General features: G+C 59.7%; 8 protein-coding genes. 4 read left to right on the top strand and 4 right to left on the bottom strand.

Features of this window, described 5'->3' with window-relative positions:
• The first annotated feature begins 96 nt into the window (after positions 1-96).
• Positions 97-2,694, top strand: coding sequence for a TonB-dependent receptor (locus NZK35_RS29215; RefSeq protein WP_259636066.1), 2,598 nt, complete (start codon positions 97-99; stop codon positions 2,692-2,694).
• Here NZK35_RS29215 and NZK35_RS29220 read toward each other — a convergent pair.
• Both NZK35_RS29220 and NZK35_RS29225 read right to left on the bottom strand, forming a co-directional pair.
• Complete coding sequence (locus NZK35_RS29220) at positions 2,691-7,763, bottom strand: caspase family protein (RefSeq protein WP_259636067.1); 5,073 nt, start codon at positions 7,761-7,763, stop codon at positions 2,691-2,693. The two genes, NZK35_RS29215 and NZK35_RS29220, sit on opposite strands and share 4 nt — an antisense overlap.
• 118 nt (positions 7,764-7,881) lie before the next feature.
• A complete protein-coding gene (locus tag NZK35_RS29225) occupies positions 7,882-8,379 on the bottom strand; it encodes a methyltransferase domain-containing protein (RefSeq protein WP_259636068.1) in 498 nt (165 codons plus the stop codon).
• Positions 8,380-8,546: 167 nt separating this feature from the next.
• Between NZK35_RS29225 and NZK35_RS29230 the strand changes: the two genes are divergently transcribed.
• The 3 genes from NZK35_RS29230 to NZK35_RS29240 all read left to right on the top strand — a co-directional run bounded on the left by NZK35_RS29230 (position 8,547) and on the right by NZK35_RS29240 (position 12,027).
• A complete protein-coding gene (locus tag NZK35_RS29230) occupies positions 8,547-9,887 on the top strand; it encodes an NTP/NDP exchange transporter (protein ID WP_259636069.1) in 1,341 nt (446 codons plus the stop codon).
• Between the two features lie 82 nt (positions 9,888-9,969).
• Positions 9,970-10,542 carry a prolyl hydroxylase family protein gene (locus NZK35_RS29235; RefSeq protein WP_259636070.1) on the top strand — a complete coding sequence of 191 codons (573 nt, stop codon included), beginning with the start codon at positions 9,970-9,972 and terminating at the stop codon, positions 10,540-10,542.
• 258 nt (positions 10,543-10,800) lie between these two features.
• On the top strand, positions 10,801-12,027 hold the full coding sequence (locus tag NZK35_RS29240; RefSeq protein ID WP_259636071.1) for a pyrophosphate--fructose-6-phosphate 1-phosphotransferase: 1,227 nt from the start codon (positions 10,801-10,803) through the stop codon (positions 12,025-12,027).
• Positions 12,028-12,031: 4 nt separating this feature from the next.
• On the opposite strand, the gene NZK35_RS29245 is transcribed toward NZK35_RS29240, so the two are convergent.
• Together NZK35_RS29245 and NZK35_RS29250 are read right to left on the bottom strand one after the other, a co-directional pair.
• Positions 12,032-13,636: a SpoIIE family protein phosphatase gene (locus NZK35_RS29245; protein WP_259636072.1), complete on the bottom strand. Its 1,605-nt coding sequence runs from the start codon at positions 13,634-13,636 to the stop codon at positions 12,032-12,034.
• 179 nt (positions 13,637-13,815) lie between these two features.
• Positions 13,816-14,598 carry an enoyl-CoA hydratase-related protein gene (locus NZK35_RS29250; protein ID WP_259636073.1) on the bottom strand — a complete coding sequence of 261 codons (783 nt, stop codon included), beginning with the start codon at positions 14,596-14,598 and terminating at the stop codon, positions 13,816-13,818.
• Between the last annotated feature and the right edge of the window lie 121 nt (positions 14,599-14,719).

A 14,719-nucleotide genomic window follows, 5' to 3' on the forward strand; every position in this document is an offset into this window, starting at 1 on the left:
GATCTACCCCTGATAACGGGTTGCGCGGACGGTTCACGGATGAAACGTCAGGGTCGATCGGTCTCCCACCTAAACTGATAGTTGACAGGGAAAGCAATGTTTCGAACAAGGCAAGGAAGCCTGCTACCGCTGGCGATCGTGGTGTTGATCTCCATGCCCGCTGTGATGGCCGACGATCCGGAGCTCAACGAGCCTTCGGTCAGTAAACCTGCAGCCGGCGAGCCTGCAGCCAGCGCACCTGCAGCCGGCGAACCCGAATTCCGACTCCTTCGCATCGCCGAAGACCTGGAGCGGCTGGTGGGCACCGGCGTGATGCCGGCTCAATTCCAAGAGGAAGACCTCTTCGGCAGCCCCAGCGCGACCGTCGGACAACAGGGAATTCAGCCCATCGACGCCGGCCCCTCGGGGGGACTGGAATCGTTCGACACCGGCGAACTCTCCGAAGACTTCGGTTTCGGCGACTGGAGCCTGATCAGCCGGCCTGCACTGAGCACGGACACCTCGTCGTTGGTCGATTCGGCCAGCTTTATCGAGGACCTGGAACAGGTTCAGGGTACCAGCGAGGTTGGACTGAGCGCGGCACCGGCCGTCGACATCGTGACCGCACAGACCTTTAATTTGACCGCCACGCCCGACATGGGTGAAACCCTGGTCAACAACTCGACGACCCAGACGGTTCGCGCACGGCAGCGCAGCCAGGTGGGTTTCGACCCACGGATCCGCGGTTTCTACAACGGCCAGATCTACACCGCGCATGACGGATCCTACCAGTTTCCCGTTCGCAGCGACTTGGACGGTGTGTTTTCCAAGATCGACCAATCGTTGATCGGAAATGTTCAGGTCTACAGCGGCCCCTACACGGTGCGCTACGGCAGCGGGTTCTCGTTCCTCAACGTCGATACGATTCCCGCACCACGATACAACTGCGGCTGGGAAAACCACATCCGCTTGGGCACCAATGTTCGCACCAATGGCGGCCAGACCTACAACACGATGACCTTGTTCGGTGGTGGAGAAAGCTTGGGCTACTTCGCCAATGTCGGTTATCGAAAGGGTAGCGATTACGCAGCCGGCGACGGGCTGTTGGTTCCGTCCAGCTACGATGCCTTCAACCTGTTCACCGGAATCGGTTACGACATCGACGACCAGACCCGCAGCGAGCTTCGCTACACGCACATTGATCAGGACAACACCGAATACGCCGGCCAGTTCTTCGACGTTGACGACTTGAAAAGCGACGGGCTGACGCACAGTTTGATTCACCGGGACGACCGCGCCGGGTTCGCCTATCGTGTCGACAGTTGGGTGAACTACACCGAGTTCAACGGCGACACGAGCAACAGCAGTAAACGCCGTGCCGATTTCCCGGTGTTGCAACGAGTCGACGACGCCCTGGCGGCGGTCGGCGTCCACAACACGGGCCCCCCGACGACTCCGGTCATCGCGGCTCCCGGCCAGGAGTTTTTCGGGACCGTCAATGGTGACCTGATCAGCGCCGGGATGCGAGCGGGCGTGACACAAGAGATCAACCGCGACACGACGCTGGGTGCCGGATTTGACCTGCGATACGTTCGCCAAGAGATTGACGAATCCTTCGACCTGTCCGACTTCAATGACCAGAGCGGCAACCCCTTGCTCGGTTTCAACACCGGGCTGCCCGCTGCCGAACTGTTTGAACCCGGGCTCTACACCGAGTATTCCTTCAAACCCAAACCGTTCTTGAAAACGGCCGTCGGGGCACGCGTCTCGTTTGCCCAGACCGAAGCGGATCCCCGCGATGTCGATCTGGGACGATCGAATTTCAGGGACTTGGGAACGGGACAGATCAACAGTGACCTTGACGTCTCCGATGTGCTGAGTGCGTTCTTTATCACCAACGACATCGATCTCGCACCGGCATGGAAGGCTCGCATCGGTTTCGGCTATGCCGAACGGCTGCCGAACCTGGAACAGCGCTACAGCGACGGTCTGTTCTTGGCGATCATCCAAAACGGTTTCAGCCGCATCATCGGCGACCCGACGCTGAGCAAGGAACGCAACTGGCAAGTCGATGCACGTGTCAACATGGAGTACGACTATCTGCGTGCCCGCCTGAGCGGTTTCCACAGCTGGATTGTCGACTACGTCACCTACCAGGCCAACGAGGTCAGCGACCCAACGGGCGCTCAATTGCTGCGTGCGATCAACACCGAATACGCGACGCTGACTGGTTTCGAGTACTACTGCGAAGCCGATCTGGTCGACGGCTGGCAAGTGTTTGGAACGCTCGCCTACCTGGACGGACGCGACCGCGAGATCGACCAACCGCTCTCGGGCATCAACCCGCTGGAGGGACGTTTAGGTCTGCGGCTGATCGATACCCGACCGGAAAATGCATGGGGTGTCGAATGGGGCCTGCGAATGGTCGACAATCAGGACCGATTGGCGACACTTCGAACCGTGCCTCCGGCGACCGGTGTGGTGACGTTGGAGTCGGCAACACCGGGGTTCACGACCAGCTACCTTCGCGGCTACATCCGCCCGACGAACAACGTGAACATCACCATGGGTGTCGAAAACTTGTTTGACAACAATTACTACGAACACCTGAACTTGCGGCTTCCCGCCCAACAGCTGCCGCAGTCCCCGTACGGGCAAACCGTCGTGCTGTCACCCGGCATCACGCCGTACTTCGGTATCGAAGTCGATTACTAACGGCTATCGAAGTCGATCGGAACGGCCCCCTTGGCCGCCAGCGTGCTCTGTTTCTGAATCTCACTGGCGGCGATCGCACTGAGCGACACCGATGCTTCGGCGTCGACAAAGTCAAAGGTGCGTGTGACGACCCGTTTGTCTCGATAGACGACCGTCGAGGCCTCGTCGGGAAGCGGCGAGGGAAGGACTCGAATGCTGTTCGGTTCACGCTCGTCGGTGTATTGCTCGGTGACCGTGACGCGAATCCCACCTCCGGAATTGGGTTCCCGTTGGGTTCGAAACGAGACGCCGGGCAAGTCGTCCAGCGTGATCAGATTCGGCCGATCCATCGGAATCGGGGTGCCGGCCAGACGCTGATCGCCAAACCGCAACCACGCTTTGACGGCGACCTGGTCATACCGTGCATCAAAATCATCGATGCGGCAGAGCAGAATCGGAATCGGTTGACGCTCCAGAAACTCGGGCAGACTGAAGGAGTACGTCTCTTGGCGTCCGCCGCTTGCCGCACGACTGTCAATCCCCGTCAGTTCGACCCAGATATCTGACGGCCGCGGCGTGAATTTCCCATTCCCCTGATCACCACTGGCACTTTCAATCGCCAGCTGCATCGTCAACTGGCGGTCGACCCGTCGGCTCATCGCGCCGGCGCGAACTTGGAAACGACTGGAATCGGTTAACTCCGTCGCGATCTTGCTGAACGGGCTGAACTGGAAATCAAAGGGTTGGTGCGACAACTGCTTGTCCGCCAAAATCAACTCGAACTGCTCGCCGCCCTCGACGCGAACGTCGGTCGATTCGTCGACCGGTTCGCTGTCATCGGGCAGCGTCGCCCGGATGGAATAATTCTCCGCCGGCAAGACCGGATGACCGGTTGGGGTCGCGACACCGCTCGGAGGCCATTGCGAAATGGAGACGATCGAATCGAAGTCGGCTTTGGCGCTCGCTTCTTCACGATTCCGCTGCCAATAAACTTCCGGTTTGGCACGGATGGTTTGCAAGTGCCGCAACAGTGCCTTGCCGTCGGCCGCATCAAGGAACTTTGCCCCCCGGAATTCGTCCTCGAGTTTTTTGGCGCTGATCAGGTAACGGACGAAGGTCAATTTGATCGTCTTCTTATTCTTGGCGTACAGGGCCTGTGCCTGGTCACTCAAGTCGTCGACGTTGGTACCTTCGGTGTGCACCGTCGCGGGCAACCCATCGGTCAGCACGATGATGTGGCCGCGGCGGCGTTCGAGTTGTTTGTAGGCTTCGACGATTGCCCGATAGGTTGGTGTGGTGCCGATCGCACCGAGGTTGGAGATCTTGTTCCTCAGATCACGGACTTGGCCGGCGTCGAGCGTCTTGATCGGTGCGGCGACGCGAACGTCAAAGTTCGGGTTGCTGGCGATCTCTTCGTTTCCGGCGACATGACCGGCGTCAATGACTTGTCCCTGAACCAGTTGCTCGACCCGAAATTTATACTGCCCGTTGACCTCGACCGGCCAGATTTTCGTCTTGCCGTCTCGACTCGGCTTGCCGGTCAACGGATTGATCACCGTCTCTTTGAAACCGAATTGATCGCCGAAAACGATCAACCCGACTTCCACATCCGGCGTCAGTCCGTTCAGGAATCCGGTGACGGCGGTCTTGGCCACCTCCAAACGCGGTAACCCGGCATTGGTTCCGATGCCCATCGAACGCGAGCAATCCATCACCAGCAACAGCCGCTCGGGTTCTTTCTGGCGGCGAACGACACGGGCCGCCGGCTCGGCATAGTTGGGTAGCCGAAACACCATCCGCGTTCCGCCGGTCAGCGTCTTGAATGCGATGCGTCCGGTGCGTCGCATGCCGCGAAAAAACATGCCGGTGACGATCGATGCTTCATCTTCCGCGGTATCCGCCGGGACAGACATCGGAACCGCAATGGCCGCCACGCCAGACGGCTCCGCGGATGCCCCCGCGGGCGGCTCCAACAACACGGTCTTGGACTGATCGCCCAGCCTGGACCAGAGCGACGCGTACCCGACCGGAATCGACGCCGGCCGATCGAGCACAAACCGAACCTCTTTTCCGAGCACAAATTTCAACAAGGTGCCCACGCGAAAGTCTTCCGCGGGTTGGGGCTGCAAGGATTGCTTCGCGACGGCCGCCGCGCCGGCCGCAGCCAAGCGGGCACTCAAGTCCACTCCGTCCAAGTTCAGTTTGATCGTCGGAAACAGCGGATTCTGGTTGCGTGATTGAAGCAACCGATTGGCGGCATCGACGAAGAACGGCTGATCGCCCTCGCGTGCACCACACCAAAATTCATCCATTGTCCGCGAGGCATGGTCGAACAGGAACAATTGCTGGTCGATGGCGAAACGTCCCTTGCCGATCTTTTCGACTTCCGGAGGAGCGTACGTGAACAGGATCGTCCGGGCGCGCAGATACGTGTCCCAGCCTTCGATTTTGCGACGGGTGGTCTCCAGGGACGCCTTCTCTTCGGAGCGTTGGACCGGATCTTGAATCACGTCATCGGCCATCGTTCGCTCACCCAAGCGTCCCCCGGCGAGTTCGGCGACCTGTTTCCGGAAACTGACACCGGTGGCTTGAAACAACTCGACCAAATTCGGTGCCGGAGCGTCGCCGTCGGCCGGCGGGGGCGTGGCGCCAAGCAGCGCCGGGTCGCCGGTCACGCTCAACCAATGATCCCAAACGTGCTTGCGGCCGATCGCCATCAACTCCAGCGTCGTCGTCGCCGTCTCAGTAGCCTCCCGACCCGGTTGATTGCTTTTGACGGTTCCGACCCCGGCGCTGACATCGGCAATCAAATCACACAACCGCGTGTGAACACGCTGCCGCAATTCCGCCCTGTCGGTGCCGGAACCGGCCAGCAGCGCGAAATTTTGACGCAAACCCTTGGCATCACCGGCTTTTTCTTTGGTCGCCAGATTCAACCGATCGATGATCCGATCGGTCAGCGCGTCGAACGCCTTTTGCGCCTTCAAACGAGCCGCCTGAATCTGTGGCTCCCGCGCCGCGATGGGTTGGTTGTCGTCGTCCTGCGGTAGCTGCAAACTGGAAACGAGTGCGCCAAGGCTATCGATCGCGCGTCCGACGATCGCACGTGTTTGGCTATCGGGAAACTGCTCTTGATAGTCGAACGCCTCCATGTCACTCATCAACGTCTCCGCGATGCGTGGGATGGAGTGCAGCATCTGGTCGCGCAGCTTGTAGGCTTGCGAGATCTCCGATGCCGACTGTGCAAGCGACTCGAACCCGCCGCCGACTTCGCGCCAACGACTGCGGCCGATGCCCTGTTCGCCACCATTGCGGGACAACATTCGGTCGACGCACGCCAGTCGTTGCTGTTGCAGGTCATGGAAGCGTTTTCGAATCCAAAACGATGCCCGAAGATCGTCGCTGCATAGGGTTTGACGGCTGAGATTTTGGGATTCAAACAACGTCGCAACGGTCTGCGGTTCCACGTGCGCCAGGTCGGGCGATGAGCAGAGCCGCGTCAGTTGTGATTCGATCAACGACGCGGGTTGCGCGCCGGTCACCAGATTGGCGCGCTCGAGCAACTCGGACGCCAGCCTGAGTGATTCTGCGTCATACTTTTTTTCCTCGATCCACGACAGCAGAAACCGGATCGCTTGCGCCTCATTCATCGGCACTTGTACGGCAGCGGCGACGTCTGGTTTTTTTCGCCAATTGCTGACCATCTCGCGAAACGCCACCCGCTCGTCCTCGTTCAAGTCAACCAGTTCGTGACCGGCACCGCGAAAATAATCACGCAGCGCCAGCTCCGGCAGCGAACTCGTGTCGGGCATCGTGTCGGGACCAAGTTCGAACTGCGCCAAATCACTTTCGCAGCCCGAACGGATCGTGGCAAACCGGTCTCGGTACCCTTTTCCCGCCAGCAGCAAGGCATCCAAGCGGGCCAGTTTCTTTTCCAGCGTCGCCCAGCCCAAGGGGTTGAACGCCAACGGCGGGTGCGTCATGCGGGTCAATCGGTTGTGACGCTGCCACAGCTTGTCGACTTCGGCAAACTCGCTGCGGAGCTGAGCGTGGTCGACGATCGGCAGTGACGGAGCGGGTTGCGGTCCCGGCTGGCTGATGAAATTCCAATCCGCCGCCTGTTGACCGACGATCATCGGAGTCTGCGTGGCATCCCAAGTCGCCTTGGCGTCTTCATTGACCTGGCGTTTGAGATACTCCGCGATCTCGCCCACCGTGACCATCTGGTCTTGATCCAGGTCGCCTTTTCCGGTCAGCGCTTCGACAAGGGCTTTGGTAAACAGTCCATGTCCGTTGCGTGGATCCCACCAGCTGCGTTGCCCGGGGCTGGCCGACAGCACGACGGCGATCCGGTCCGACGTGTTGTTGGTCACACGCTGACAGGCCTCGGAAAACGATTCCGAAAACTGGCCCCAGTCCCATTGCGGGCCGACTCGCGCCGCATCGATGAAAATCACCGTCTTGACGTCGTTGGATGCGTTGCCACGCTCATCCAAGGTGCGGACGATTTCGTCGAACAAGTCCTGGAAGCGGATCCAGGTGTCTTCGTTATCGGCGCGACTATCGCCGACGGCCAGATACGGCGTCCCCTTGTCGACGAACCCGTGGGCGCTCAGGTAGATCGCGATCATGTCCCCGCCCGGGCCGCCCGGCTGGACGTTGGCCAACGGCTTGGTGATCGCTTTGATCAATCGGTTCGTTTCATGGCCCATCACGCCCGACGCATCGTTCGGATTGCCGACGACGACGACGTTTTCAGACGGATCGTTGACGCCGCCGCCGAACCAAGCCCACAACAATTCGACGTCTTCGAGCGCAAAAGGATTCGGCGCGGTGAACAAGGCGGAATTGTTCGCCCGCGCGCCCGATTGCGAGACCACCGAAACAATCATCGGGACATCGCGGTCGGGCGAACGACGTAACATATAAACGAGCAGCGCCAACAACAGCACGCCCAACGTGGACAACATGCTGACGCGAAACAACAGTTTGCGGCTTTCACGCCCGCGGTGACCGAATTCCGTCGTCGTTGCGGCGACCACGCGTGTGTTCGATTTGCGCCATCCGGCTCGTTGATTGGCTTTTGCCATCGTGCTGTCGCTAGGATTTCGATGCGTGCCGCCACAGACTTGCCGCTGGAAAGCACGTCATCAGGGATTTCGGTGTCGATCTGCTTTAGATTCTACGGCACCGCTTGATGTGAATCGATTACCCGTCTTCGTAACCTCGCAAGAATGCCGAAAAGCGTTCGGCACCCTCGGCCATCAACAACCACGTCCCCGGCGGCATCACCGAAACGAATCGCTCGCGGACTGCGACCGCTTGCCCGGGCCAACAATAGACAAACACGACGTCGGTCGGCACCACGACATCGTGATAGCTGGCATTGATCGTCTCGGCCGACAAATCAAACTGTCGGTACAGTTCGAGCGAACGCTGTGCCAACTCGGGGTTGATTTCGATACCCGTCGCCTGGAAACCCAACATCGCAGCGATGCCGGTGCCGATCCCCGGCCCGCTGCCCCACTCGCAGTAACGCTTTCCCGGAATGACACGCAAGTAGGCATGCAGCAGTTCAGCGCTGCTGGGGATGTAGTCAAAGCAATCGACGGACTTGCCGACCCGACGCCCCGCCTCGATCCACTGAGCAACACGCTGGGTGACGGGGCCGGGGGCAGGCTCGAGTTCGATGGGCTGCAGACACATGGGCAGACTGGGTTGTAAAACGGATCACGGAATTTGGGGTCTACCTGGAATATTCGTCGCGTCACCGATAAAGTTTCGTGATTCCTTGTCGGGGCCAGCCCGTTTCGTTACTTTCTGGCTACCGGTAGCACCTCTTCAACAGCCTACCGTGCAAGACCACGCGACCAGTGGGCGAAGCGATTCATCGACCGACCGACAGTTTCGATTCTCAAGCGGCGGCTGAACCACAGCGGCAAGCCGAGCAGCGCGTCGCGATTTGGGCGGCGGCTTGGTTCTTTTTTGTTTTGCTCAGCTACAGTGTCGTTCGCCCGGTGCGGGAGACGATGGGGGCGATCGGCGGCACCAAGCAACTCCAAGGGCTAATGCTGGTGACGTTTGCCGCCATGCTGATTGCGGTTCCGATCTATGCATCGCTCGTCAATCGGCTGCCGCGGCGCTGGCTGGTCCGCGTCGTGTTTCATTTTTTCAGCGTGTCGTTGCTGGCCTTCAGTGCCTCGCTCAGCTTCGGGGACGACGGGGTGCGCGTGTGGGCCGCCCGAACGTTCTTCATCTGGGTCAACGTCTTCGGCTTGTTCGCCACCAGCGTGTTTTGGTCCGTTTTGGCGGACCTGTTTAGCAGCGAGCAAGGGAAACGGCTGTTCGGTCGTATCGCCGCCGGTGGGACCGTGGGTGCGGTGGCGGGATCGCTGTTGACCAGCCAGATTGCGACCGAGTTCTCCACCGCCGGTCTGCTGCTGATCCCGATGGTCACGCTCCAGGCGGGTCTGTGGTGTGCGTGGCGGCTGGAGAAGCGTGTCGCGATCGATCCACATTTCGCGCCGAAACGCACGCAGCGTGATCCCGCCCAAACGCCGACGGTCGGCGGGCTATGGGAGGGCGTGACCCATGTCCTCCAATCCTCCTATCTGGCCTCGATCTGCGTGTTCCTGTTCTTCGTTCAAGCCGCCGGGACACAGTTGTATTTTCAACAGGCAGAAATTGTCGGCGCGAGTGTTCCGGACGATCAATCCAAGACACAGCTGTTCGCCTACATCGACTTTGCAACACAGGTTCTGACGCTGACGGCGCAGCTGGTCTTGTCCGGCTGGATGCTGCGATGCCTGGGAGTCGGTGTCTCGCTGATGGTGCTACCCCTGATCTATTTGATTTCCTTTTCCGTCCTGTCGATCGACGGCAGCCTGGTCGTCGTTGCAACGGCCATGGTCGTCACGCGGGCGGTCGGCTATGGAATCACCGTTCCGGCGCGCGAGGTGTTGTTTACCGTCGTCAGCCGCAAAGACAAATACAAATCGAAAAGCTTCATCGACACGGTCGTGCTGCGCGGCGGTGACGCGATCTCCAGCCAAGTGCTGGGTTCACTGCGCAACCTCGCCGGCTTCGGGTTCGCGACGCTGAATCTTTGGACCCTGCCGATCCTGGCGGTCTGGACCTACGCCGCTTTTCGCCTCGGCCGCCGCCAAAACCAACTCGCCGCCAAAAAGGTGTCCGACACCTTTTTGGAAAATTAGGACATATCCAAGACGACCCATTCTACCAAAAAGGTGTCGGACACCTTTTTGGGAGGTGGGGGAATTACAGAGGGTGAATCGAGTGCCAAAACTGTTCCGCGTCAACGACGAAGTCTTTACGATTGCAGATTTGTGTTCCGCAGAAGAATGTGATCGCTGGATCGCTCAGAGCGAAACGCTCGGGTACGAGCAAGCCACCGTGAATTCCGAGCATGGCCCTCGGCGAATGCCCAACGTGCGAAACAACGCCCGCGTGATTTTTGATGATCCAAAGCTGGCTGACCATCTCTGGCAGCGGATTGCGACCGACATCCCGTACTCGATCAAAGGCCGCCAAGCCGTGGGGCTCAATGAGCGGCTGAGATACTATCGATATGACGTCGGTCAGAAATTCGATTGGCATGCCGACGGATGCGTCCGACTCGACGGCGGGGTGCAAAGTCTGCTCACCTTCCTGATTTATTTAAACGACGACTTCTCCGGTGGCGAAACTCGGTTCCGGCACGGCGTGAAGATCACGCCCAAGAAAGGAATGGCGTTGCTGTTTTGCCACTGGCAAAAGCACACCGGAAAGGAAGTCCTCCAAGGTCGCAAGTATGTGCTCCGATCGGATGTTCTGTACAAGAAATCCGATCACGATGAAGTGCGAGGCTAAAGTCGGATTCGATCTTCCGCCGCCTGCCACCCCATCGTTTTGCCCCTCACTCTGCCGTCCCAGCACTCCGCACGCCTCCGATTCCCCCTCATCGCCCTTGCCCTTGGCACTTCCCCAAGGGGCACCCAGGCAACCCTATTGGGCGTCTACGGACAAGCGTCTTCCACCGCCAGGCTCCCCGGGTGACCGGCCGCGGAAAGTTTCATAGACTGGGGCCGGTATGGTCCCCCGTTCACTGGTCTAATTGAGAAGCAAGCCATGGCAGTTAAGAAGGTAGGCATCCTGACGGCAGGCGGACTGGCGCCCTGCCTTTCTTCGGGCATCGGCGCCCTGATCGAGCGTTACACCGAGTTGGCTCCGGAAGTGGAGATCGTCTGTTACCGATCAGGCTACAAGGGACTGCTGCTTGGCGACAGCTTTGTGGTGAACCAAAACGTTCGCGACAACGCGGCCCTGCTGCACGAACGTGGCGGCAGCCCGATCGGCAACAGCCGCGTCAAATTGACCAACGTTGCGGACTGCGTCAAGCGAGGCCTGGTCAAAGAAGGCCAGGACCCGCTGGAAGTCGCAGCGGAGCGGCTCAAGCAAGACGGCGTCGACGTGCTGCACACGATCGGGGGTGACGACACCAACACGTCGGCTGCCGATCTCGCGGCATTTTTGAGAAAGAACGGCTACGAATTGACGGTCGTCGGGCTTCCCAAAACCGTCGACAACGACGTGATCCCGATCAAGCAAAGCCTGGGTGCGTGGACCGCCGCCGAGCAGGGCGCCAGGTTCTTCGAAAACGTGGTGGCCGAGCAAAACGCCAATCCGCGGATGTTGATCGTGCACGAGGTGATGGGCCGCAATTGCGGCTGGCTGACTGCCGCGACGGCGCTCAAGTACCGCAATCGACTCGATCAGATGGAATTCCTGCCCGACGCCGGACTCAGCCGCGAGCGTGATGAAGTGCATGGGGTTTATATCCCGGAAATGCACTTCGACCTGGAACAAGAAGCCGCCCGCCTTCGCACCATCATGGATGACATCGACTGCGTCAACATCTTCATCTCCGAGGGTGCCGGCGTGGATACCATCGTGGAGGAAATGCAGTCGCGTGGCGAAGAAGTGCCCAAGGATGCGTTCGGCCACTACAAGTTGGACGCCGTGAACCCCGGCAAGTGGTTCGGCGAGCAATTTGCCAAAATGATTGGCGCGGAAAAGACGCTGGTGCAAAAGAGCGGTTACTTCAGCCGTGCGGCACGTGCCAATAACGAAGACTTGGCCTTGATCAAACGTTGTGCCGACAAGGCCGTCGAATGTGCCCTGGCAGGCCAAGGCGGCGTGATCGGCGAAGACGAGGAACGCGGCGACGAATTGCGGGCGATCGAATTCGAACGGATCAAAGGCGGCAAGCCCTTCAACAAAAATGCCCCCTGGTTCCTCGATCTACTCACCGCCATCGGCCAACCCCACGACACCCAAGCACTGCAACCCCAGTGATTCGTCACGCCGACGCTTGATTGGAGCGTGATTCCACTTTCAGCACGACGGCTGTCATGTCGTCGTGCTGGGGATCGGGGGCCGAGAATGCCTGGGCATTGCGGCACAGTGCTTCGATGATTTCGGCGGCCGGACGGTGGCGGTTGGACCTGACCTGATCCAACGCCCGCTTCATGCTGTAAAGCTCATCTTCAGCGTCCGCAGCTTCGGGAATGCCATCGGTCAACAATAGAATCAGCTGCGACGGTTGCAAGGTGATCGGTACCGAGGTCTCGATCACCGCGTCGTCGACCAAGCCCAGCGGCAGGCCAGTGGACTCGAGCGTTTTCACCTGGCCGTCGGCGTCCAACAAGTTGCTTTGATGTCCGGCACCGGCGTAGACAAACGAGTGGTCGGCCGGATTAAAACGACCTAAAAACAGCGTCACAAAATAGCCGTCTTCAAAGTCGGGGGCCAACAACTTGTTCAGACGCGTCAAGATTTCACCGACGTCGGAGTAGGTCTCCGCCAGTGCTCGAAGATAGGCGCAGGTTTCCGTCGCCAACAACGCCGGCCCCGTCCCATGACCGCTCACGTCTGCAACAACGATTCCCAGACAACCGTCCGGCATCTCGACAAAGTCATAGAAGTCTCCGCTGGTGATTTCCGCAGGATACGATAGCCCGGCGAGGTCAAAGCCGGGGATCAGGGGCACTGAGCTGGGAAGCAATCTCTGTTGGATCGCCCCCGCCAAACGAAGCTGCGCTTGGTTCTCCAAATTCTCTCGTTCGGCTTTCAAACGAGCGTGGCGTTCGGCGAAGGTGGTCAAGCGGACCTCTTTTTCTCTCAATTCCTCTTCCGCGTTCAGACGGCTCTCGATCGCTCGGCGATGGCGCCGCATGCCCGACGCGATTCCCGTCAATCCGATCACCCAGAGCAGGCCGTGCCCGGCGCAAACCGCGATAGTCTCCTTCCTGCCGGCGTCCCAAAGCGGTTGCATGGGCACCGACACACTGATGCCTCCGCGGATCTGACCGATTTGGTAACCCTGCTCGGCGTGGCACTCCAGACACTTCTGTTCGGTCACCAATGGCCGCATCAATCGAATGTAGCTCCCGCCGGGCAGTCGCTCCAAACTGCACACTTCGTTTTCGCCGGCGTCCAGCAACCGTAGCGCTTCGGATTCCCAAGGGTCGGGCGCGTTGAGGGGGTTGATGGGCCTGAGACTGGTTAGATGGCTGCGGACGCCATACGCTTCCGCCTCCATTTCGTAGACCTGGCGCGTCGCGGTGGCCGGATTGATCAGCGTCAATGTCCCGCGCGGCGTGCTGACTTCACGTCGCGGGCTGCCGGCAAGGTAGACGTTTGGCCGGGTTTCGCCGCTCACCCAAACATAAACACCGCCATGCTCGGCCAACCAGCGGCGATAAACCAGATCCTTCTCGTAAGCGGTCTCGGCGTTCTTGCGGCCGATCTCAAAAATGTTCTGTCGCTGTTCGTGAACACTCCAAGCCAGCGAACACGCCGCGGCCGCGGTCCACATCCCCACCAAGCCCCAGAAATGCGAACGAAACCGTATCGCGTCGGAGCCACGCGTTGCTGCAACAAGCACGGTGTTGCTGGCCATCATGATTGCGGCCCTCGATCATCTGATGCGGACCCCCTGCCACTCGGCGTCGATGACGACGTGACGCTCCTGGACTGCGCATCTCATCGCATCTCATCACAACCGACTGAGAATCTATTATACCCGAGCCGCGTTCAAATCGGCACCGCTCGCGTCAATACGACACAGGGCATCGTGCCGCGCTAGCTTCGATACCTCTCAAACTCCGGTTTGCGTTTCTCTTTAAAGGCTTGCACACCTTCTTTCGATTCCTCGGTGCCGTAGAACAGTTTGACGGCTTGCAAGCCCATCGCGGAAAGGCCGCTGATGTGGGCGCTGTCGGCGTTCATGGAGTACTTGGCGATGGCCAGCGCCGTGGGACTCTTTTCCAAAATCTCCCGGCACCACTGTTCGACTTCCTTGTCCAGTTCGCTGTCCGGCACGACGACGTTCGCTAAGCCCATGCGGACGGCTTCGGCACCGGAGTATTGGCGACACAGGAACCACATTTCCCGGGCGCGTTTTTCGCCGATCACGCGTGCCATGTAGGCGGTCCCAAAACCGGGGTCGACCGAACCGACGCGGGGGCCGACTTGCCCGAACACCGCGGATTCGGCGGCAATGGTCAGGTCACACAACAGCGCCAACACATTGCCGCCGCCGATCGCATAACCTTGCACCCTGGCGATGACCGGTTTGGGAGCATCACGAATGGCGGCTTGCAGTTCCTCCAGCGGTAGACCAATTGTTCCGCGACCTTGATACTGGCCTTCGTGGGCGGACTGGTCACCGCCGGTCGAAAACGCCTTGCCGCCGGCGCCGGTCAGCACGATGACGCCAATCGCATCCTCCCAAGCGGCTCGCTTGAACGCATCGATCAATTCTTCGCAGGTCTCGGCGCGGAACGCATTGTAGACCTCCGGTCGGTTGATCGTAATCGTCGCCACACCGTCCTTGGCTTCGAACAAAATGTCCTGGTAGCTCATTTTCGCTTCCTCCGATCGGTCTGCTGCTGCGTCGTTCCGGGGCGGTCAAAACTCCTGCGTCAGCAAAGAACGTAACCGATTTTTCACAAACTTGTTTCGCCGTGCTCGACGCCGGGTTAGC

It is taken from the genome of Stieleria sedimenti (assembly GCF_025060895.1).
Classification (GTDB): domain Bacteria; phylum Planctomycetota; class Planctomycetia; order Pirellulales; family Pirellulaceae; genus Stieleria; species Stieleria sedimenti.